17 protein-coding genes and 1 pseudogene are annotated in these 20,991 nt (G+C 69.5%); 9 read left to right on the top strand and 9 right to left on the bottom strand.

Translation table 11 applies throughout. The features are described 5' to 3' along the window. The first annotated feature begins 128 nt into the window (after positions 1-128). From ACF088_RS26990 to ACF088_RS26980, 3 genes are all read left to right on the top strand, one after another. The gene (locus ACF088_RS26990) at positions 129-605 is read left to right on the top strand and encodes a BlaI/MecI/CopY family transcriptional regulator (RefSeq protein WP_392378567.1); all 477 of its coding nucleotides are present in this window, start codon (positions 129-131) and stop codon (positions 603-605) included. A 9-nt stretch (positions 606-614) separates the two neighbouring features. Then, positions 615-1,133: an amino-acid N-acetyltransferase gene (locus ACF088_RS26985; RefSeq protein WP_392378418.1), complete on the top strand. Its 519-nt coding sequence runs from the start codon at positions 615-617 to the stop codon at positions 1,131-1,133. A gap of 156 nt (positions 1,134-1,289) precedes the next feature. Then, positions 1,290-1,628, top strand: coding sequence for an Lsr2 family protein (locus ACF088_RS26980; RefSeq protein ID WP_392378566.1), 339 nt, complete (start codon positions 1,290-1,292; stop codon positions 1,626-1,628). On the opposite strand, the gene ACF088_RS26975 is transcribed toward ACF088_RS26980, so the two are convergent. Continuing rightward, on the bottom strand, positions 1,559-2,248 hold the full coding sequence (locus tag ACF088_RS26975) for an SCO3374 family protein (RefSeq protein ID WP_392378417.1): 690 nt from the start codon (positions 2,246-2,248) through the stop codon (positions 1,559-1,561). The genes ACF088_RS26980 and ACF088_RS26975 overlap by 70 nt on opposite strands. Before the next feature lie 499 nt (positions 2,249-2,747). Here ACF088_RS26975 and ACF088_RS26970 point away from each other — a divergent pair, with 499 nt between their 5' ends. Further along, positions 2,748-5,273, top strand: coding sequence for an ATP-dependent Clp protease ATP-binding subunit (locus ACF088_RS26970; protein WP_362610560.1), 2,526 nt, complete (start codon positions 2,748-2,750; stop codon positions 5,271-5,273). Between the two features lie 148 nt (positions 5,274-5,421). Here the strand turns inward: ACF088_RS26970 and ACF088_RS26965 are convergent, their stop codons facing one another. After that, positions 5,422-8,145, bottom strand: a complete 2,724-nt coding sequence (locus ACF088_RS26965) for an NACHT domain-containing protein (protein ID WP_392378415.1) — start codon at positions 8,143-8,145, stop codon at positions 5,422-5,424. A 770-nt stretch (positions 8,146-8,915) separates the two neighbouring features. Further along, positions 8,916-9,140: pseudogene (locus ACF088_RS26960) on the bottom strand (ATP-binding protein); the annotation flags it as partial. A 717-nt stretch (positions 9,141-9,857) separates the two neighbouring features. Between ACF088_RS26960 and ACF088_RS26955 the strand changes: the two are divergent. Further along, positions 9,858-10,529: a M23 family metallopeptidase gene (locus ACF088_RS26955; protein WP_392378414.1), complete on the top strand. Its 672-nt coding sequence runs from the start codon at positions 9,858-9,860 to the stop codon at positions 10,527-10,529. On the opposite strand, the gene ACF088_RS26950 is transcribed toward ACF088_RS26955, so the two are convergent. Further along, positions 10,511-11,122 carry a TetR/AcrR family transcriptional regulator gene (locus ACF088_RS26950; RefSeq protein WP_392378413.1) on the bottom strand — a complete coding sequence of 204 codons (612 nt, stop codon included), beginning with the start codon at positions 11,120-11,122 and terminating at the stop codon, positions 10,511-10,513. The genes ACF088_RS26955 and ACF088_RS26950 overlap by 19 nt on opposite strands. Before the next feature lie 141 nt (positions 11,123-11,263). Between ACF088_RS26950 and ACF088_RS26945 the strand changes: the two genes are divergently transcribed. Both ACF088_RS26945 and ACF088_RS26940 read left to right on the top strand, forming a co-directional pair. Beyond that, positions 11,264-12,898 carry an MDR family MFS transporter gene (locus ACF088_RS26945; protein ID WP_392378412.1) on the top strand — a complete coding sequence of 545 codons (1,635 nt, stop codon included), beginning with the start codon at positions 11,264-11,266 and terminating at the stop codon, positions 12,896-12,898. A gap of 403 nt (positions 12,899-13,301) precedes the next feature. Then, positions 13,302-13,967 carry a hypothetical protein gene (locus ACF088_RS26940; RefSeq protein WP_392378411.1) on the top strand — a complete coding sequence of 222 codons (666 nt, stop codon included), beginning with the start codon at positions 13,302-13,304 and terminating at the stop codon, positions 13,965-13,967. A gap of 271 nt (positions 13,968-14,238) precedes the next feature. Here the strand turns inward: ACF088_RS26940 and cseC are convergent, their stop codons facing one another. The 5 genes from cseC to ACF088_RS26915 form a co-directional block, all read right to left on the bottom strand. After that, positions 14,239-15,543, bottom strand: a complete 1,305-nt coding sequence (gene cseC / locus ACF088_RS26935) for a two-component system sensor histidine kinase CseC (protein ID WP_392378410.1) — start codon at positions 15,541-15,543, stop codon at positions 14,239-14,241. An 8-nt stretch (positions 15,544-15,551) separates the two neighbouring features. Continuing rightward, positions 15,552-16,262: a two-component system response regulator CseB gene (gene cseB, locus ACF088_RS26930; RefSeq protein ID WP_392378409.1), complete on the bottom strand. Its 711-nt coding sequence runs from the start codon at positions 16,260-16,262 to the stop codon at positions 15,552-15,554. Between the two features lie 9 nt (positions 16,263-16,271). Next, positions 16,272-16,913: a hypothetical protein gene (locus tag ACF088_RS26925; RefSeq protein ID WP_392378408.1), complete on the bottom strand. Its 642-nt coding sequence runs from the start codon at positions 16,911-16,913 to the stop codon at positions 16,272-16,274. Between the two features lie 228 nt (positions 16,914-17,141). After that, complete coding sequence (locus tag ACF088_RS26920) at positions 17,142-17,747, bottom strand: SigE family RNA polymerase sigma factor (protein ID WP_392378565.1); 606 nt, start codon at positions 17,745-17,747, stop codon at positions 17,142-17,144. Positions 17,748-18,118: 371 nt separating this feature from the next. Beyond that, positions 18,119-19,078: an A/G-specific adenine glycosylase gene (locus ACF088_RS26915; protein WP_392378407.1), complete on the bottom strand. Its 960-nt coding sequence runs from the start codon at positions 19,076-19,078 to the stop codon at positions 18,119-18,121. A 190-nt stretch (positions 19,079-19,268) separates the two neighbouring features. Between ACF088_RS26915 and ACF088_RS26910 the strand changes: the two genes are divergently transcribed. After that, positions 19,269-19,787, top strand: coding sequence for a pyridoxamine 5'-phosphate oxidase (locus ACF088_RS26910; protein ID WP_392378406.1), 519 nt, complete (start codon positions 19,269-19,271; stop codon positions 19,785-19,787). A gap of 358 nt (positions 19,788-20,145) precedes the next feature. Further along, complete coding sequence (locus ACF088_RS26905; RefSeq protein WP_392378405.1) at positions 20,146-20,973, top strand: hypothetical protein; 828 nt, start codon at positions 20,146-20,148, stop codon at positions 20,971-20,973. Positions 20,974-20,991 lie beyond the last annotated feature (18 nt).

The following is a 20,991-nucleotide window of genomic DNA, read 5'->3' as shown; positions in this document are numbered from 1 at the left end:
CGGGAGGGATCCTCCCGGGCCGTGCCTCCTTTTCCGGCCCAAACGCAACAAGATCAACGGGCATTCGCGACATCTCCCACTATTGTTCTTGTGTGCCGAGACGCTTGGGTGATCTGGAAGACGCGGTCATGACGCGGGTCTGGGAGTGGAACCGCCCGGTCACCGTTCGAGAAGTCCTGGAAGACCTGCAGAAGGAACGGTCGATCGCCTACACCACGGTCATGACCGTATTGGACAACCTCCACCAGAAGGGCTGGGTGCGCCGCGAAGCCGAAGGCCGCGCCTATCGATATGAGGCGGTCTCCACTCGCGCCGCCTACGCGGCCGCACTGATGAACGAGGCGTGGTCCGCCAGTGACAACCCCGCGGCCGCTCTTGTGGCCTTCTTCGGCATGATGTCCCCGGAACAGCGGCATGCCCTGCGTGACGCCGTACGGATGGTGCAAGTCGACGCACCGGCGGAAGACGCGGAACAACAGGCACAGCGGCCCGAAGAGACCGCGCCCGCGGAAGAAGGCGCAGCAGCGGCATCGGAAGGCGCCGGCGAAGCCGGATCGGCCGAAGGGGATGAACCCGGGGCGAGTGCCACCGGCAACGGGCGATAGCGTCCCGGCATGCCTCCGGATTCAAAAGGCCTCACCGTCCGCCGTGCCAGGACCGCCGATGTGCCGGCCGTACGCCGCCTCATCGATGCCTACTCACGTGACGGGATCCTGCTCGACAAAGCCACCGTCACGCTTTACGAGGACATCCAGGAGTTCTGGGTGGCGGAGCGCGACGAAGACGCCGAGGTAGTCGGCTGCGGAGCGCTCCACATCATGTGGGAAGACCTCGCGGAGGTCCGTACCCTGGCCGTGGATCCGCGGCTGAAGGGATCGGGCGTCGGCCACCAAGTCCTGGACAAGCTGCTGCGCACGGCGAGCTGGCTCGGAGTGCGGCGCATTTTCTGTCTCACCTTCGAAGTCGACTTCTTCACCAAGCACGGCTTCGTGGAGATCGGCGAAGCTCCGGTAGACGGTGATGTCTACAGCGAGCTGCTGCGTTCCTATGACGAGGGTGTTGCGGAGTTCCTGGGGCTCGAACGAGTGAAGCCCAACACCCTGGGTAACAGTCGGATGCTTCTGCACCTGTGATGAGTGTTCTATGTCCGAATCGCTCCCCTATCTCATGGCTACGGAAGCATGCGTTCCCCGGTCTGCGGCCAAGTGAACCCTACCCAAGGGTTTGTGTTTTTCCCGGAAAAGCGGTTTGCTTTCCGTCGTAATCCGCATTCGATGAAAGGGAAACCGGTGGCACAGAAGGTTCAGGTTCTTCTTGTCGATGACCTCAACGGTGGCGAGGCGGACGAGACGGTGACGTTCGCTCTCGACGGCAAGTCCTACGAGATCGACCTCTCCGGCAGCAACGCCCAGAAGCTGCGCGACTCGCTTGCCGACTTCGTGAAGGCGGGCCGTCGTACCGGTGGCCGCGCTTCTTCGGGCCGTGGCAAGTCGCGTGCCGTGGCTTCCGGCGGCAGCCAGGACACTGCGAAGATCCGCGCCTGGGCGAAGGAGAACGGCTACAACGTCAATGACCGTGGCCGCGTCCCCGCCGACATTCGTGAGGCATTCGAGAAGGCCAACGGCTGATCGCCGCACTCGCGGTCCGATTGGGCATTACGAGCACGCCACAACCGGGCACGGTGGCACTCGGTCGCTGCCGCGCTCACGAGCCGTACGAGGTCGGGGGCGCCGCCAACGTCCCCGATTCCTGCCCCGAACCCCGTGGTGGGCAGGGAATTCTCCGCCTCGTACCCGGGCCGGGGAGGCCGCACCCAACTCGCGGCCTCCCGAGAGCCAAATCCGTATGACGGTGCTGCGCCGCCGGGGAACGCCGGTGCCGGCATCCGGTCGCCGGTCCCCCGCGTCGTGAGATCCGCTGCGAGTGCGCCCCACTCCAGCCATTCCAGGATTCCCGGAAGTTCTTCCGCGCCACCGGCCGCGATGAGCATGAGCAATTTCGGCCGATCACCCGGGTGTTTCCCGTCGCATCGGGCCCGAAGGAGCGCCACGGGGCCGGTGCGCGGCAGCCGCCGCAATACGGCACTTCCCGCATCGGCCGGCATCTCCAGGACATCGAAGCGCAGCCCCGTCAGCAGCTCCACCGGCTCCGTGCCGGTGGTCGGCCAGCCCAGCTCCTCCTCGTACCGGCGGCGAACCGAGGTGCGGGGGGCGAGGGGACTGCGGGGGCGCGGAAGCACGCGAGCCATGCCCGGTGCAACTCCCGGAAACCCGGGAAGTTACGCTGAGTGGAGGCTCGGATGCGTACCGTGCCCGGACGGGGGGGCGCGAGGGGGTATCCGGTGGCGTGCGGATGTTCGCCCGTAGCGGATGGAAGGGCCCCGCGCCGCATGGAGTGTCAGTGCCTGCGGGTAAGACAGTCTCAGTGGGAAGAGACGGTGTGACCGGCGCCCGAGGCGCTTCTCCCCGGCTGACGGCCGGCGGCGGGCGGCGTGTCGGTACAGGGCGCGTTCGCCACGGGCGTAGTGGCAGAGGGCGTATATGCCTGGCCTGCGGGAACATCGTCTCGCACCATCGAGTTGGAGCAGATGTCAGCTGTTCGGCAGTAAATTTCCCCGCCGGAGCGGGGGTGATCCGGACGGGTGTCGGCAGTTGGAATGAGCTGTCCCGCCCCGCGGGACTAGCATGCGGAAGGACAGGGAGGGGACCGACCCCTAACTGCCTGACCGCTCTGAGGAGCGATTAACGATGTTCGAGAGGTTCACCGACCGTGCGCGGCGGGTTGTCGTCCTGGCTCAGGAAGAAGCCCGGATGCTCAACCACAACTACATCGGCACCGAGCACATCCTCCTGGGCCTGATCCATGAGGGTGAGGGTGTCGCCGCTAAGGCCCTGGAGAGCCTCGGGATTTCGCTCGAGGCGGTCCGCCAGCAGGTGGAGGAGATCATCGGGCAGGGCCAGCAGGCCCCGTCCGGGCACATCCCCTTCACCCCCCGTGCCAAGAAGGTCCTGGAGCTCTCGCTCCGCGAGGCCCTCCAGCTCGGCCACAACTACATCGGTACGGAGCACATCCTGCTCGGCCTGATCCGCGAGGGCGAGGGCGTCGCCGCCCAGGTCCTGGTGAAGCTGGGCGCCGATCTCAACCGGGTGCGGCAGCAGGTCATCCAGCTGCTGTCCGGCTACCAGGGCAAGGAAGCCGCCACGGCCGGCGGCCCCGCCGAGGGCACTCCCTCGACGTCCCTCGTCCTGGACCAGTTCGGCCGCAACCTGACGCAGGCCGCTCGCGAGACCAAGCTCGACCCGGTCATCGGGCGCGAGAAGGAAATCGAGCGGGTCATGCAGGTCCTGTCCCGCCGTACCAAGAACAACCCGGTCCTCATCGGCGAGCCCGGCGTCGGCAAGACGGCGGTCGTCGAGGGCCTGGCGCAGGCCATCGTCAAGGGCGAGGTGCCCGAGACCCTCAAGGACAAGCACCTCTACACCCTCGACCTCGGTGCCCTGGTCGCCGGCTCCCGCTACAGGGGCGACTTCGAAGAGCGCCTGAAGAAGGTGCTCAAGGAGATCCGCACCCGCGGCGACATCATCCTGTTCATCGACGAGCTCCACACCCTGGTGGGTGCGGGCGCCGCCGAGGGCGCGATCGACGCCGCGAGCATCCTCAAGCCCATGCTGGCGCGAGGCGAGCTGCAGACCATCGGTGCCACCACGCTCGACGAGTACCGCAAGCACCTGGAGAAGGACGCGGCCCTGGAGCGCCGCTTCCAGCCGATCCAGGTCGCGGAGCCGTCGCTGCCGCACACCATCGAGATCCTCAAGGGTCTGCGGGACCGCTACGAAGCGCACCACCGCGTGTCCATCACGGACTCCGCGCTGGTCGCGGCGGCCACCCTCGCCGACCGTTACATCTCCGACCGCTTCCTGCCGGACAAGGCGATCGACCTGATCGACGAGGCCGGCTCCCGGATGCGGATCCGCCGGATGACCGCGCCGCCGGACCTGCGCGAATTCGACGAGAAGATCGCCGATGTGCGCCGGGAGAAGGAGTCCGCGATCGACTCGCAGGACTTCGAGATGGCCGCGGGCCTGCGCGACAAGGAGAAGCAGCTCCTGGCCGCGAAGGCGAAGCGGGAGAAGGAGTGGAAGGCCGGCGACATGGACGTCGTCGCCGAGGTGGACGAGGAGCTGATCGCCGAGGTTCTGGCGACGGCCACCGGCATCCCGGTCTTCAAGCTCACCGAGGAGGAGTCCTCCCGGCTGCTGCGGATGGAAGACGAGCTGCACAAGCGCGTCATCGGCCAGAAGGACGCCATCAAGGCGCTCTCCCAGGCCATCCGCCGTACCCGTGCCGGCCTGAAGGACCCCAAGCGTCCCGGCGGCTCGTTCATCTTCGCCGGTCCGTCCGGTGTGGGTAAGACGGAGCTGTCCAAGACGCTGGCGGAGTTCCTGTTCGGCGACGAGGACGCGCTGATCTCCCTCGACATGTCGGAGTTCAGCGAGAAGCACACGGTCTCGCGGCTGTTCGGTTCGCCTCCCGGCTACGTCGGCTACGAAGAGGGCGGTCAGCTCACCGAGAAGGTGCGCCGCAAGCCGTTCTCCGTGGTGCTCTTCGACGAGGTCGAGAAGGCCCACCCGGACATCTTCAACTCGCTGCTGCAGATCCTGGAGGACGGTCGCCTGACCGACTCCCAGGGCCGGGTCGTGGACTTCAAGAACACGGTCATCATCATGACGACCAACCTCGGCACCCGGGACATCTCCAAGGGCTTCAACCTCGGCTTCGCGGCCCAGGGCGACACCAAGTCCAGCTACGAGCGGATGAAGAACAAGGTCAACGAAGAGCTCAAGCAGCACTTCCGCCCCGAGTTCCTCAACCGTGTCGACGACACCGTCGTCTTCCACCAGCTGACCGAGGAAGACATCATCCAGATCGTCGACCTCATGATCGCCAAGGTGGACGAGCGGCTCAAGGACCGCGACATGGGCATCGAGCTCAGCAGCGAGGCCAAGTCGCTGCTGGCCAAGCGCGGGTACGACCCGGTGCTCGGCGCCCGTCCGCTGCGCCGCACGATCCAGCGCGAAATCGAGGACGCCCTCTCGGAGAAGATCCTCTTCAGCGAGCTGCGTCCGGGCCACATCGTGGTCGTCGATGTCGAGGGCGAGGGTGACACCGCCAAGTTCACCTTCCGCGGCGAGGAGAAGTCGGCTCTGCCCGACGCCCCGCCGATCGAGTCCGCGACCGGCGGTTCGGGTCCGAACCTGAGCAAGGACGCCTGAGCGGCACCGCGTATATCCCGCATACGGCACTGCCCCGGAATCGTTTCTTACGGTTCCGGGGCAGTGCCGTATGCGGCGGAGAAATTCAGCCCCGTAATTGCTAGGTCATTTTCGGCCGTTTCTGGACAACGTCCCCGACGCCCGCCCCTTACATCTGCACGATGCGTATTCCCTCGGGAACACCTCGCACCGGCGGAATACGACGGCCGATGCGCAGGGTGTCCAGTTTCGGAAAGACGGACAGCCACTCCATCGATACGCCGAGGTCATAAGCGAGCCACAACCGGGTCAGGCCCTCGGCCGGGGCGATGCCCTCGATGAGTTGGTCGGGGGTGAAAGGCCCGGCGATCCGCAGCTGCGGGCGCCCGCCCAGCCGGCGCAGCGCATGGAGCTCCGCCAGGTCACAGACCGGAAAGTACAGCTCGGCCGGTTCGAGGTGGGCGATGATCTCGCGGGCGTAGCGGGCGGTGTCATGGTGCCGCCACGCTCCGGCGAGCTGCGCCCGCACCTCGTGATGCGCCCGGTCGCGCAGGCCCGTCAGATAGTCGATCGCCATATCGTCGGCGATCGAGGTGGCGGTGATCGCGAGGAGATAGGCCTCGCGATCACAGACCTGGGCGGGGTCGGGGAGCAGCTCCAGCACGATCGGCCCTATCCAGCCCAGGGCTCGGGCCGCGGACGGGGTACTGGGCCGCACCATGTCGCGGGTGAAGCGCTGCACCCGCGCCCGGACCGCCGGGTCCAGCTCGGTGGCGTGTTCCAGACAGGCTGCCGCGAGCAGCTTGCGGTGCCGGGCCTCGGCGGCCCGTACGCCGGGGTGCGGGGCGAGCAGCCCGTCCAGGAGGGCCGCGCACTCATCGGGACGGGCCAGGGCCACGGCCATCCGGATGACGTCCTCCCAGTCGTCGTGGTGGGCATGGTCGAGCAGCAGCCGGAAATCGTGCCGCTGCACCGTCGCCCGGGCGGCGAGATAGTCCTGGAAGGTGCGGTGCACGAAGTCGACGGTGCCGGGGGTGGGCTCGCGCAGCAGCCCCGTGCGGTTGAGCAGATGCCGGAAGACCTCCTGCGGTCCGCCCTGGCGGGCCGCGTCCGGGATCGCCGGCAGATGCCGGGCGAGGGTGCCGACCGCGGTCGCCCGGTCCATTTCCGAGCGGCCGTTGACCAGCATCCAGTGGGCCAGCTTCTGCAGCAGCTGGATCTTTGGCTGCCGGGTCAGCTCGACCCCGTCGGTGGCCGCCATGGCCCGCTCCCGGTCCCGGCGCTCCAGCAGCATCGACAGTGCCGCGTCATAGAGCTCCTTGCGGCCGTTGGGCAGATAGCCCCGGCGGTCGCGGTGCAGCGCGCACAGCAGGCCGCACATCAGCGGATTGGTCGCCAGCCGCCCCAGATCGCGGGTGATCCGTACGGCATTGAGGAGGGTCCGCTCGTAATGGCCGAGCCGGTCGAGATCGGCCGGGCTCTGCTGGGCCGCGGCCCGGTGCCAGCGCTGGATGAACGCGGCGACGTCCTCGCGGTTCATCGGGGCCAGCGACAGCTCGCTGAACCCCTCCTCGGCCAGCCAGTTCCCGGGGACGGCGGACGGCCGGGAGGTGACGATCCAGACGTTGCCGGGATAGCGCAGGGTCCACTCCCGGAGCTTGCGGCGCACCTGCTCGCGATCGCTCTCGGGCGCCTCGTCGATCCCGTCGATCAGCAGCAGCGCGCGGCCCGCGCCGAGCACCCGCTCCGTCCAGCCGTCCGGCGCCGCCCCGGCCTCCTGGTAGCCGGCGGCGCGCAGGAAGGTGGCGGGGGAGGGCACCCCCTCCCGGGCGAAGCGCCGTACGGGCAGCAGGAACGGCACCCGGCCGCGCAGCCCCGCCAGCGCCTCCGGCAGATCGTCGCGGGCGGCGGCGACCGCCAGCCACTGCAACAGCGTCGTCTTGCCCGACCCGGCCACCCCGCGCACCAGCACTTGGCCGCGGCCCGACAGCGCCTGCTCGGCGGGCAGCGGAGGGTCGTCCTGCCCCGCGGCATCGGCATCCTGCGGACCGGGCTCGCACTCCAGCCCCAGATAGGCGGCGTCCAGCGGCCAGCTGTCGGGGGAGTGCGCAAGATCGATGCCGAAGATCGTGAGGTGGTTGTGGAGGGCGGCGGTGGCCTGCGCGTAGCGGGCTTCGAAGGCGGTGTCCTGGTCCGTGGTGTCGACGGGGGCGGGGTCGGGGGTGGTGGCGAGGCCGTGTGCGGTGGGTCCCGGGATGGTGGGGGTCTCGGCGGTGCGGGGTGACCGTAAGGGGGCGGCAGTGCCCGGCCCGGCCTGCGGGGCACCGGCCTGTGGAGCACCGGCCTGTGGAGCACCGGCCTGTGGAGCACCGGCCTGTGGCCCGTGGACCAGCTTGGCGAGGGTACGGGTCTGCTCGACCAGGGTGCGGGCGACGTACCCCGACCGCCGGCTGAGGAGGTACAGAACGTGCCGCGCCACGACGTCCATCAGCAGGCCGTGGAGCCGGACGTCGTCGTGGTCCAGGTGCTCGGTGGCACCGGACGCCGCCGCGCTCAGACGGCGGGCGAACGCGGCGGGCAGCAGCCGGACCGCGTCCACGTCGTCCAGGCCGGTGTCGGCGAGCGCGCGGAGCGTACGGGCGACGGCTGTGACCAGCGCCTGCTGCGCACCGCCCCTCGCCCTACCGGTGGCCCGTTCGACGAGGGCGGTGGCGATGCCGGACAGCTCCGCCTCGCTCAGGGCGGGCTTCTCACCGGTGAACGACACCAGGCGGGCCAGCGGCACCGGACGGTCGGCCGGGGCGGCGGCCGGCCCGGCGGTGTGGAAGAGCCTGCGGATCAGTGGGTCGACGGTCTGCGGGGTGAGGCGTGCGGCACAAGTCGTGGGATCCATGGATGCTTCCCGTAACAGCGGTTCCGGGCGGGGGCGTTGACCTCGCATCCGCCAGCCTATGCGCGGGGGCGGGGGAAGCGGGTGAGTTCGACGTGGGGCGGGAGTTCGGGGGCAGGCTCCGGGCGCAGGTAGGAGAGGAACACTTTCCGCAGCTCGGGCAGGCCGGTCAGGGGCGGCAGTGCGACGGTGCCGCCGGTGAGGCCGTAGAGCCGGAGTGTGCGGAGGGCGGGGAACGCCGGGAGGGCCGCGCGTAGGGAACGGCTCAGGTCGGCGAGCGGGCCGTGCGCGGTGTTGATGGCGCTCAGCGTCGTCACCTGCGGCAGCCGGAGGCCCGCCGGGATCCGCAGGGCGGTCTCCCCGGCCGCCCGGCCGAACACGAACTCCTCCAGGACGGGCAGCTGCGCCAGGGTTTCCCAGCCCTCGTCGGTGAACGCTCCGGTGAGACTCCGCAGTTGCAGGGTGCTGAGCTGCTGCCAGTGGCGGAGCGCGGAGAACCCGGTCTCGACCGGGTGGCCGAGCAACAGCGAGTCCAGCGGGGCATCCGCCGGCAGCGCCCGCAGCCCCGCCGGCGGCAGGGGGGCGAGGAGGCCCAGGTGGCGGAGGTGCGCCAGCAGGTGCAGTCCGTCCGGGCAGCGCACCCCGACGCGGTCCCGTGCCGTGACCGACAGCGCGGTCAACGCCATTCCGGCGAGTGGGGCGAGGCTGCCGATCCCGGGGCAGTCCACCAGCGTCAGGGAGCGCAGCGCGGGAAACTCCGTGAGGAAGTCCAGACTGGGGCCGGCGGACCGTACGGCCCGGTTCACCAGCTCCCTCGCGAGCTTGTGCAGGTCCTTGTCGGTGAGGGTCCGCTTCTCGCCCTTGAAGGTGACCAGCCCGGATATCCGTACCGGCCCGTCCACCAGGCCGGCGCCGGGCCCGTCCTTGACGAAGAGCTTCTTGACGAGCGGGGCGACCACGCCGGAGGCGAGTCGGACGCCCACTGCTGACGGGTCCATCGCGGGTCCGCCCTCCCCCTGGCCGGTGCTGCCGTCGGGCCAGGCTAGAGCGGACGGAGGGGCGGCGGGCGGGGATCGGCCAGGTTCGCACCAAGGGGGAGCGGTGTGGCGGCGGTCACGGAAATCGGCGCCGCATTCCCCTCCAATTCGGACATTCGGCGGGCACGGGTAACCCAGGTCACCCATACCGGGTAACTCAGGTCACAAAGGCCGGGTAATCCGGGTCACAAAGTCCGGGTAACCGGCGTCACAAAGGACCGGGCGGCGCGTTCCGCAAAGGTTCCAGGGGGCGAATCGGGGCCCGATAGGGGTGCGAAAGAGGGTTGGATCTTGGTTATCGGTGACATGGCGCACAGCCGATTCGGGGCCTACTAAAAGAATTAGGGGAAGTGCGCGGCGGAGGTGCGGGGGTGAAGGTGCCGAGAAGTGCGGGGCGTGGGGGGCGGGTGGGGCGGGGTGCGCGTCGCCCGTGCGACATATGGCGAAAATACCTGTTCAAGGGGTGGGTGTCGGGCCCACGAAGCACTGCGAGATGTCCGGATTTGGGGGTTTCGCGCAGAGCTCGGAGGGGCACGCAAGGGCCTCGCTCACTCGGCTCCTGGTACGGGCCGGGTTAGTAGAAAGGCCCCTTGGCGGGGCGGCGAAGGCGGGTTACCAAGGAATGGCGATCCCGGTCCGCAGCCGGGTAACCAATCAATTCACTGGAGGAAAACCCGCATGTCCAAGTTCGCTGCTCTCCGCAATTCGAAGAAGTCCGCTCTGCGCAATCGCGTCGCCGTTGTCGCCGCCGGTGTCGGTGTTACCGCCGCACTGGGTGCCGGTATTGCGACCGCCGCCGACGCAGGTCTGCAGAACCTCACCTCGGGTGTCGGTTCGACCGTGACCGCGCAGGCCGACGCGCAGGCGAAGTCCGCCGCCGCCGCGAAGGCCGCCGCCGTCAAGGCCAAGCAGGACGCGGCCAAGAAGGCCGACGCCTGGGTCAAGCCGGTCGACAAGTACACCCTGGGCGAGCCCTTCGGTATCGCCGGCAGCCACTGGTCGCACAAGCACAGTGGTCAGGACTTCGTCGTGCCGACCGGCACCGCGGTCAAGGCCGTCCACAAGGGCACCGTCGTCAAGGCCGGCCCCTGGGGTGGCGGTGACGGCCCGGCGTACGGCAACGCCATTGTGATCCAGCACGAGAACGGCACGTACACCCAGTACGCGCACCTGTCACAGATCCAGGTCCGGGTCGGCCAGCAGGTCGGCACCGGCCAGCAGGTCGGCCTGTCGGGCAGCACCGGTAACTCCACCGGTCCCCACCTGCACTTCGAGGTCCGCACCGGTCCCGACTACGGGACGGGCGTCGAGCCGACCGGATTCCTGCGGGCTCACGGCGATGCCGTCTGAGCTGAGTCCGGCCGGGCTGGCCGGCGGTTCGGCGGGTTTGCCGCCGTGACCAGTTCTGTGGCGACCTCGAGGATGGCCTTGCGCTTCTCCTCGGGGTCGCCTTCCACGTGCTGCATCGCGAACATGCCCGCATGCATGGAGAACAGCGCCGTGATGCAGCGCACCTGATCCGTCAGCTCCGATTCGGGCTCCTTGAGGAGGCCGAAGAGGGTCAGCATGCGCGATTTGAACGTCTCGCCGATGCTCAGATCGCGCACCGCCGCCTGGTTCTCCTGCATAAAACGGAAGAGGGGCTCGGCCAAGCGCAGCGATTCGCTGTAGCGGCGGATCAGCTCCTGCTTGGTCTCCAGGGTGCGCGGCTGCTCCTCGGCCCAGGCGATCAGCTCGTCGATGGGCCTGCCCAGGTCCTGGAACAGGCTGATGACGATGTCTTCCTTGGTCTTGAAGTGGTAGTACAGCGCCGCCTTCGTGACTTCCAGCTTTTCGGCGATCTCGCGCAGTGAGGTCTTGTCGTAGCCCTGTTCGGAGAACAGCTCCAGAGCGACGTCCTGAATGCGCTGGCGGGTGTTTCCCCTGCGCGCCTGTGTGCTCACGGTGCTCTCCTGCGTCGTCGGTACTGGTCAGAGGGCTGCCCAGCCGGGCTCCGGAGAAACTTACTTGACGCCCGGCTAGCTGGCCGCCTACCTTCCTCACTGTACTGAACTAGCCGGGCGGCAAGTAAGTAGGAGTGAGTAATGGGGAAGTCGCAGCATGCGACCCCGACGGGGGACGGACGGATAGCGGACCGGTCGGGGAGACCGGACGCGGTGCAGGAGACCGGCTCGGGCAAGCAGCCCGCCGGCGTACGAATGGTGCTCTTCGCACTGATGATCGCGATGCTGCTCGCGATGCTGGACAACATGATCGTCGGCACCGCGATGCCGACCATCGTCGGTGAACTGGGCGGGATGGAGCATCTGTCCTGGGTCGTCACCGCCTACACGCTCGCCACCGCGGCCTCGACGCCGATCTGGGGCAAGCTCGGCGACATGTACGGACGCAAGGGCGTCTTCCTGTCGTCCATCGTGCTCTTCCTGATCGGCTCCGCGCTGTCCGGCATGGCGCAGGACATGGGGCAGCTGATCGGCTTCCGTGCCGTGCAGGGCCTGGGCGCGGGCGGTCTGATGGTCGGCGTCATGGCGATCATCGGCGATCTGATTCCGCCGCGGGAGCGCGGCAAGTACCAGGGCATGATGGCCGGTGTCATGGCCGTCGCCATGGTCGGCGGGCCGCTGGTCGGTGGCAGTATCACCGACCACCTCGGCTGGCGCTGGAGCTTCTACATCAACCTGCCGCTCGGCGTGATCGCGCTGGCCATGGTGACCGCGGTGCTGCAGCTGCCGAAGAAGCGGTCGCAGACCCGGATCGACTACGTCGGTGCCGCGCTGCTCACCCTCGGCATCACCTCGCTGGTGCTGATCACCACCTGGGGCGGCACCGAGTACGACTGGCTGTCCGGCCAGATCATCGGCCTCGGGGTCCTCGGCGTGGTCGCGCTCGCCCTCTTCTTGGTGGTGGAGCGCAGGGTCAACGAGCCGGTGCTGCCGCTGCACATCTTCCGCAATGGCAACTTCTCGCTGATCACGCTCATCGGCTTCCTGGTCGGCTTTGTGATGTTCGGGTCGATGACCTTCCTGCCGCTGTTCCAGCAGACCGTGCAGGGCGCGTCGGCCACCAACTCCGGTCTGCTGCTGCTGCCGCTGATGGGCGGGCTGCTGGTCGTCTCGCTGATCGCGGGCCGGGTCACCACGCAGACCGGCAAGTACAAGATCTTCGTGGTCGGCGGCAGCGCGCTGCTCACCGTGGGTCTGGTGCTGCTTTCCCTGATGGGTGTCGGAACGACCCGCTTCACCTCCAGCCTCTTCATGGCCGTGCTCGGCGCCGGTATGGGCTTCCTGATGCAGACCACGATGCTGATCGCGCAGAACAGCGTCGAGATGAAGGACATGGGTGTCGGCTCCTCCTCGGCCACGCTCTTCCGTACGATCGGCGGCTCCTTCGGCGTCGCGATCTTCGGCGCGATCTTCACCCACCAGGTGCAGACGACGATGGTCGAGCGGATCGGCAAGGCCGGCGAGAAGATGACCAGCGGCGGCGCCCAGATGGACCCGAAGGGTCTGGCCAAGCTCCCGCCGCTGATCAAGGATGCCTACGCGCACGCGGTGGCCTCCGGCACGCATCACGTTTTCCTGTGGGGCGCGGCGATCAGCATCGTCGGCTTCGCGGCGGCGTGGTTCCTCAAGGAGGTGCCGTTGCGCGGCGGCCCGACGAAGTCGTCCGAGGCCTCTGAGGCCTCGGAGAGCCGGGTGCCGGTCGCCGAGGCGGTCTGATTCCCACGTTCTCGACTGTCCCGCCGTGGGTCTTCTCGCCGGTGCGCCTGCGGCGGGCGGGGTCCGCTGCGCGGGGCTGTGGGTGCGGTGACGGGCCTCCGGGGCCTGGTGTGTGGGCTTTGCTTCCGAAGGCTCCAAGAAAGAGCAAAGGCGGAGCGTAAAGCGAAGCAGTCCACACACCGGGCCCCTCCGGCCCGTCCCGTCCCGTGTGTGGAGTGAGTGAACGTGGGTGGGGGCGGGCCGTAGTCGTTTCCCTGTGATCCATGAGGTGCACCGGACCGCTCGGGTTCTGTCGGGCCCGTCCCGGACATTCTGCTCGAAGTGGCCCTGAGCCGGCGATCCGCAGGAAACACTTGGTAGGCACCAGATCCTCACTCACCGTGCGCACACGGCAGGAGCCACCATGCACTTATCCCGTCATCGCCCGCGCCTCGCGCTCGCTGCGACCATGCTTGCCGTCTTGGCCATACCGGCATGCGGCAGCGAGTCGGGCAGCCCCCCAGCGGGGAAGTCATCGCAGCGGGCAACCCATGCACCTGCGAAAGGCAAGAAGAAGGCCGCGCAGGACGCCTACACCGCCGGCTACCACCGGGGCCGGGCGGTGCGTGACGCAGGGGGCAAAGGCTCGTCGGTCCGTGAAGTCGTCTGGGGTGGCTGCACGCGACGCGCGCTCAGCGCCGGCCAGGAGGCCGATGCCGACCGTGGAGCCTGGGTCTCCGGGTGCCTGGACGGCGTGAGTGAAAACGCTAAGCACCTGCCGAGCAGCCAAGTCACCAAGCGCAGCAACGACCAGGATCTCCTTGAGCGTTTCCATGCCTGGCTGAGTGATACCGACAAGCGGCCGATGACCGCGCATGTCACAAGGCTGACCCTTGTAGAGCTGCACCGCAGTGACTACGACATCGAGCTGACCACCGACTATCCGTCCACCGGGGACGGCCGTTCGGCAGCCGCCCACCTGGCGCAGTCCTTTGTGAAGTGGTGGGACGGTGACGAGGGCGACGGCACCGCCTGGAATGTAGTGGTACGCGGCACAGGCGGAGAAAAGCTGGCCGTAAAAAGGCTCTGAAAGCTACCGATAAAGCCTGAAGTGCACAAGATCACTGCTCACCTGCAGCCGTGGACTTTTCTGCACACCTAGAGCGCCGCCGACGCCGCAGGAACCCGCGATGGCGGAGAGCGAGTCGTGACCATTGCCTCTCGTGGCACCCCTGGTGGGGGTGCCGCGAGGCCCTCCCGTGCATCCACCGGCCCGATGTCAGGGGCCCGCGAAGAAATCCGTGGACGAACGGCCAGGAGAGGCAATGCCGCCTGCCTGGGCCCCGGGTCAAGCGCAGCGGTCAGCGATCGGGAAGGTGGAGGACCGGAAAGCTCCCCGTACTGGTAGGAGCGTTCTCCGGCAGCCAGAGCACCGAGATGGCGCCCGCCGAGCCGTCGGTGAGCTCATCGGCGTTGCGGAAGGTGAGACGGGCGCCCAGGACGCGGGCCTGGCCGGCCGCGATGGTCAGGCCCAGGCCGTGGCCGCGCCCGGCCCGGTCGCTGCTGCCGGTGCGGAAGCGGCTGGGGCCCTCGCGCAGCAGCGCCTCGGGGAAGCCCGTGCCGTGATCGCGGACCCGCAGGACCCGCCCCTCGACGGTGACCTCGACCGGTGGCTTGCCGTGCCGGGCGGCGTTGGCGATCAGATTGCCGAGGATCCGCTCCAGCCGGCGCGGGTCGGTGGTGACCTCGGCGTCCCGGAGGACCTCGATGGTGATTCCCGGGTCGAGGGCCCGCACCCGCCGGGAGACGAACTCGCCGAGCACGACGTCCTGCAGCTCGGCGCGTTCCGCATGGCCGTCGAGCCGGGCCACTTCCAGGACGTCCTCGACGAGGGTGCGCAGCGCCTGCGCACGGTCGCGGACGAGTTCCGAGGGGCGGCCGGGCGGCAGCAGTTCGGCGGCGGTCAGCAGGCCGGTGACCGGGGTGCGCAGCTCGTGGGCGATATCGGCGGTGACCCGTCGCTCGGCCTCGATGCGCTCCTGGAGGGCGTCCGACATGGCGTCCACGGCGAAGGCCAGATCGTCGGTCTCGTCGCGTACCCGTCCGCTGCCGACCTCGTCGCGGATCCGGACCGCGGTGTCGCCGTCGGCGAGCTTGCCGGCGGCCGCGGCCGCCTTGCGCAGCCGCCTGGAGAGCCGCCCGCCGACCAGCACCCCCAGCGCACAGCCGCCGACCACCACCGCGGTCGACCCGATGACCAAGGCCCGGTCGAGGTCGTCGAGTACGGCGAAGCGGTCGGGGAAACGGTCGTGCATGGACAGCACCCGGTTGTTGCTGAGCGGCGAGGCCGCCCACACATCGGGGGCGGTCTGCCCGGTGTCCTGGAGGTAGGTGGCGCGCTTGTTCTTGGCGACCTCGTCGCGCAGCGCCTCCGGCAGCTCCGGGTCGTCGATCTTCGCGCCGAACTGCAGCCGGTTGGTGGAGAGGAAGATCTTCTGCGTGAAGTTGAGCCGCTCGATCTGCACATCCCGGCTGTTGTCGAGCATGGAGTGGCGGGCGGCGTTGTGCACGACAAGGCTCAGCGCGATCGCGACCAGGGCTCCGACGAGCGCGATCGCGGCGCTGAGCTTCCATCTCAGCCCCGTCCGCAGGGCCAGCCTGACCACCGGAGGTGTCAGCCTCTCAGCTTGTATCCGAAGCCGCGGACCGTCTCGATCCGGTCCTGACCGATTTTGCCGCGCAACCGCTGGACATGGACGTCCACCACCCGGGTGTCACCACCCCAGCCGTAGTCCCAGACCCGCTCCAGCAGCCGGTCGCGCGAGAGGACCGTACCCGGTGCGTGGGAGAACTCCAGCAGCAGCCGCATCTCGGTCGGCGTCAGTGCGACGTTCTCGCCGCCTTTGCGCACCTCCATGCCCTCGGTGTCGACCTCCAGATCACCGAAGCGCAGCACCGCCTCGGCGGCGTCGGCCGACTCCGCCGAGGCGGCGCCTGCCCGGTCCGGGCCGCTGGCGTGGCCGAAGCGGCGCAGTACGGCGCGGATCCGGGCGACCAGCACCGCGCCGTCGAACGGCTTGGTGACGTAGTCGTCCGCACCGGCCTCCAGGCCGAGCACCACATCGATCGAGTCGGCACGCGCCGACAGCATGATCACGGGAACCGTCGACTCGTCGCGGATCCGCCGGCACAGGCTGACACCGTCGAGTCCCGGCACCATCACATCGAGCAGGGCGATATCGGGGCGGTCGGCGCGGAACGCCTCCAGGCCCGCCAGCCCGTCGGGCATCGCGGTGACCACGAATCCGTCCCGTTCCAGGGCGAGCTGGGTGGCTTCGCGGATCACGTCGTCGTCCTCGACGAAGAGCACATGGGTCTCGGCCATGCGGTTGTCTCAACCCTCCGTTCCCGTGTCGTCGTCCGGCGTGGCGCCGTCGGCGGTGGTCTTGCTGTAGTCGGTGTGATACGGACGGCCGCGTTCGCGGAAGCGTCCGTCCTTCCAGTGGTAGGTCGTCACGTCCTCACCGGAAGGGCAGCACACCTTGTCGCCCGCGGCGTAGGTCTGCTTGGAGACCTCCAGGTCGCCCTTGTTCACTCCGGCGTAGACCGTCGGCTGTTCATTGCCGTACACGGTGTCATACCCGTCCGGCGCGCCGTCGTGCTTGCGGAAAACATACGCGCCGATGCCGACGGAATCCGCACAGGTCATGACGTTGACGATGACATCGGGGGACGTGCTGCCGGTGAGCGTCGCATAGGTCACCTCGACCGGGTACTCGTCCCCGGCGCACGGCTCGGCCAGCGACTTCTTCACATCCGGGCCGACCTTCGGCGCGTCCTTGAGCAGCTTGACGGCGTCGACCTTCTTGTAGCGGGCCGTTTGGGACGGGCTGGGAGCGGTGTGCACGGCCCCCTTGGGCGCGGGGGTGGTGCCGGCCGACCCCTCGCTGCGCACGCCTTCGCCCCCCGGATTGCATCCGGCCAGCAAAAGGCCGACGGCGGCCACTCCCGCCGTGGCCGCGCCGCCCTTGGTCAACCCGACCCTGGTCAACCTGTTCCTGGTCAATCCGCTCCCGCTCACCGTGCTGCTCGCACAGCTGCCGATGCCGCTGCTGTTCCTGAGGTGATTGTCGCGCGTCGAGCTGTGGGCCGTAAGGCGGCCGGCGCTGTGTCCGTTTTCATCGGTAAAGTCGCACTTCGTCTTGTGCGTGGGGTGATGCCGGGGCTACTGCTCGGGGTCCCGCGGTGTGCCGTACGCCGCCGTTCAGGCCGCGCACCGCTCCCGCCCCCGCTCGCCACGCTCCAGCATCCGCGCGTCGATGTCACGCATCTGCAGCTCCTGGCGCAGCCGGGCCAGCGCACGGTGCAGGGTGCTCTTGACCGTTCCCGTGGACATGCCGAGTGCCGCCGCGGTTTCCTCCGTGCTCATCTGCTCCCAGTGCCGCAGCACGACGACGCTGCGCTGCTTGGGAGCCAGCACCCCGAGGATGTCCATCAGCAGGGCGCGGTCGGCGCGCTGTTCGGTGCCGTCGTCCACGCTCGCGTCCGGGAGCTGCTCGGTGGGCACCTCTTCCAGCTTGCGGGCCCGCCACCACTCGGTCCGCGTATTGATCATGACGCGGCGGAGGTAGGCGTCGGCCAGCGACTTGTCCGCGATGCCGTCCCAGCGACCGTAGGTGCGGACCAGTGCGGTCTGCAGCAGGTCCTGTGCGTCGACCGGGTCGGGCACCAGGCGCCGGGCACTCCGCAGCAGGGCCTCCTGCCGTGTACGAACGTACTCTTCGAAGTCCAGTACCTTGCCGCCGCTGGTCGCCATTCCGACGCCTCCGATCCGCTTACGATTCCCCACGTTGACCGTGCTGGCGGTCATCTCCAGCACGAGGAAGACGCTACGGAGACGGTGTTGCGGCGTAATGTGCGTCGGCCCCACAGGGAGTGCACGGAAAACCCTCGGTTGTGTAACAGCCCGCCAGGGGTCATACCTCGGACGGACGGCGGCCCGCTGCGCGTCATACTCCGGGGGGAGAAGTACCCCCGCCGGAAGGCCCATCGGCCGTGATGCGGCGGCAATCGAGAAGGCGAAGGGTCTCGTTCCGGTCGTATCAGGGGCACTTTCCGGTCATCCGGCGCGAAAGGTGACACGGGGTCAGGCGACACCATCGGACGCGGAAGGGCGCGGCCGCCGAAGTGACCGCGCCCTCCTCTTCTCTTACAGGTTCTCCCGTACGGATGACGGCTGCGCTACGTGAGCGGCAACCGATAGCGGCCACCGCCCAGCGGCTCCACCAAACCGTCCGAGACCAGGCCGTCCAGTGCCCGGGCCCGCTGCACCGGCTCGTCCCACACCGCGTCCAGCGCCTGCTGCGGCACTGGCGAGACCGCCTCGCGCAGGACGGCGAGCAGTTTGCCGCGCACCTGACGGTCGGTACCGGCGTACGTCTGGGTACGACGCGCCGGGCCGTCGTGTGCCGGGGACCCGGCCTGCCGCCAGGCGCACTGCGCGGCGATCGGGCAGCGCCCGCACTCCGGAGCACGCGCCGTGCACAGCAGCGCACCCAGCTCCATCGTGGCCGCCGCCCAGCGCGCCGCCAGGTTCTCCTCCTCGGGCAGTAGCTGGCGGGCGAGTTTGCGCTCCGCCGCGGTGGTGGCGTTCGGCGGGAACTGGCGGCCGGCCACCGCGCGGGCGAACACCCGGCGCACATTGGTGTCCAGCACGGCGTGCCGCTGCCCGTACGCGAACGAGGCGACCGCGGCGGCGGTGTACTCGCCGACGCCGGGCAGCGCCAGCAACTGGTTGTGCTCGCGCGGTACGTCGCCGCCGTGCCGCTCCTGTATGGCGGAGGCGGCGGCATGCAGCCGCAGGGCGCGGCGCGGATAACCGAGCCGGCCCCAGGCCCGGACCGCCTCGCCCGGCGCCTCGGCGGCCAGGTCGGCGGGGCGCGGCCAGCGGGCCAGCCACTGCTCGTAGACCGGCAGCACTCTGCTGACCGGGGTCTGCTGCAGCATGAACTCGCTCACCATCACACCCCAGGCGCCCGCCTCGGGGCGGCGCCAGGGCAGATCGCGGGCGTGCTCGTCGAACCAGTCGGTGACCGGGCCGTGCAGCGCGGTCCCGTCGGCGGCTCCCGCGGCCGCGTCGGCGGCGGAAGCGTTCTCGGTGGCGGCGGTCGTGGCAGTGGTGGTGACAGGCGTCGAAGTCATGGCACTGCCGATCCTGGCACGTCCAGGGTCGCCCGGGAAACGCACCGGGCCCGCCCCGCCGCACGCCCACCCGCACGCAGGACGGCCAGGGGCGCACAGGTGGCGGTTACCGGCGGTACGAGATGGCCCGGCGGCGCCCGGAGCCGGGCCCGGCGCGCCCCGGCCGGCCGGGGCGGGTGAGGATGCGGTCATGGCGGAAACGAGCGGTGCACAGGACGGCAGCGGTACGGGCGGGCCGCCCTGCCCGGAGACGATCCGGCGGGCGCTCGCCGCGCACACGACGATGACGCTGGCGTACGCGGACGAGGACGGGCCGGGAGCCTGCGCGGTGCTCTATGCGACGGACCCGGAGGGCGGCGGGGCGGCCGGCGCCGGGCCCGCGCTGTATTTCGTCACCGCGACCACGACGCGGCACGGCCGGGCGCTGGCGGCGCCCGGTGCCCGGGCCGCCTTCACGGCGCAGCGGGACGGCCAGGAGTGGAGCGGACTGACGGGGCTTCAGGGCCGGGGCGACTGCCGCCCCCTGACCGGTGCCGAGCGGGCCGCGGGCTGGCGGGTCTACCTGGCCCGCTTCCCCTTCGTCGCCGAGAGCGAGCGGCTGCGCGACGCCCTGGAGCGGACCACCTTGTGGGAGCTGCGCCCGGACTGGCTGCGGCTGATCGACAACGGGCAGGGCTTCGGACACAAGGAGGAGTGGTCGGGCCGATGAGGGCGGGGTACCGGCCCGTGCCGCCTCCGCTCCGTCGGCCGCCCGAGGGCGCAGCCGACCGACGACGGACAGCGGGGCGGATCGGCCGCGGCGGCCGGTCCGGAGACGCCTCCGGAGCGATCGGCAGCCGTCGTCGGACCGTTCGGCAGCCGTCCCGGAGCGTTCGGGAGTCGCCTCCGGAGCGTTCGGGAGCCGACTTCGGGCCGTTCGGGAGCCGTCTGCGGGCCGAACGGGAGTCGCCTCCTGAGCCGTCTACGGGTGGACCGGGAGCCACCTCCGGGCCGATCATGGGAAAAGTTGCAGCCGGAAGCGGCGGGTACTGGCCTGTGCGGCTGCCGATCTCTCGTAGAGTTTCCGCGTGGGATCACTGCGCAATCCGATCGGGCCGCTTCCCTCCTCCATCTACTGGCGGCGGAGGGCCGTTGCGCTGGCCATCGTCGTACTGCTCGCCCTTCTGGTCGTGTGGGCCCTCAACTTGGGCGGAATCGGCGGCAAAAGCGGCGACGAGGGCAAGGGGCCCCACGGAAACGGGCCCGCGACGTCCATCACGCCGGGACCCTCCTCCAGCGGACCGGTGAACGGCCAAAAGCCGGGCGGGCGCGATGAGTCGGGCAGTGGCTCGGGCTCGGGCTCGGGTTCCGGCGGCGACTCGGGCGCCGCGGGCGGCGACGGTGACGCGTCCAACGGTGACTCCGGTGCCGGCTCCGGCGGTTCGGGTTCCGTTCCCGACGGGCCGATCGGCCAGGGCTCCGGCAAGAACGCCGTCGAGCCGGGCTCGTCGCTCCCCAACTGTGTATCCGGCACGGCGGATTTGGTGCTGCACAGCGTCAAGAAGTCCTATGCGCCGGGCGACAGGCCGAAGTTCGAGCTGACGGTCAAGAATGCGGCCGGAGCCGACTGCAAGGTGGATCTCGGGCAGAAGGCCGCGGTGCTCACCATCACCGACACCGCGGGCGACGACCGGGTGTGGGCCTCGAACGACTGCCCGTCGGGCACCCGGCCCGCGCTGCTGCAGGTTCCGGCCAAGGGTTCGGTGAAGCGCACCATCGTGTGGGACCGCCGGGCCAGCGGCCCGCAGTGCGCCACTCCGAGCTCGGCCACGGTGCCGGCCGGTAAGTACCTGATCGAGGCCAAGGTGCCCGGGCTGGAAGTCGTCCACACGACGTTCGTTCTGGCCGAGGACTGAGGCCAGGGGCTGAGGCCA

This window comes from Streptomyces sp. NPDC015125, assembly GCF_043080045.1.
Classification (GTDB): domain Bacteria; phylum Actinomycetota; class Actinomycetes; order Streptomycetales; family Streptomycetaceae; genus Streptomyces.
Note: the sequence above shows the minus strand (reverse complement) of the source record. Positions and strands in the feature narration are given on the sequence as shown.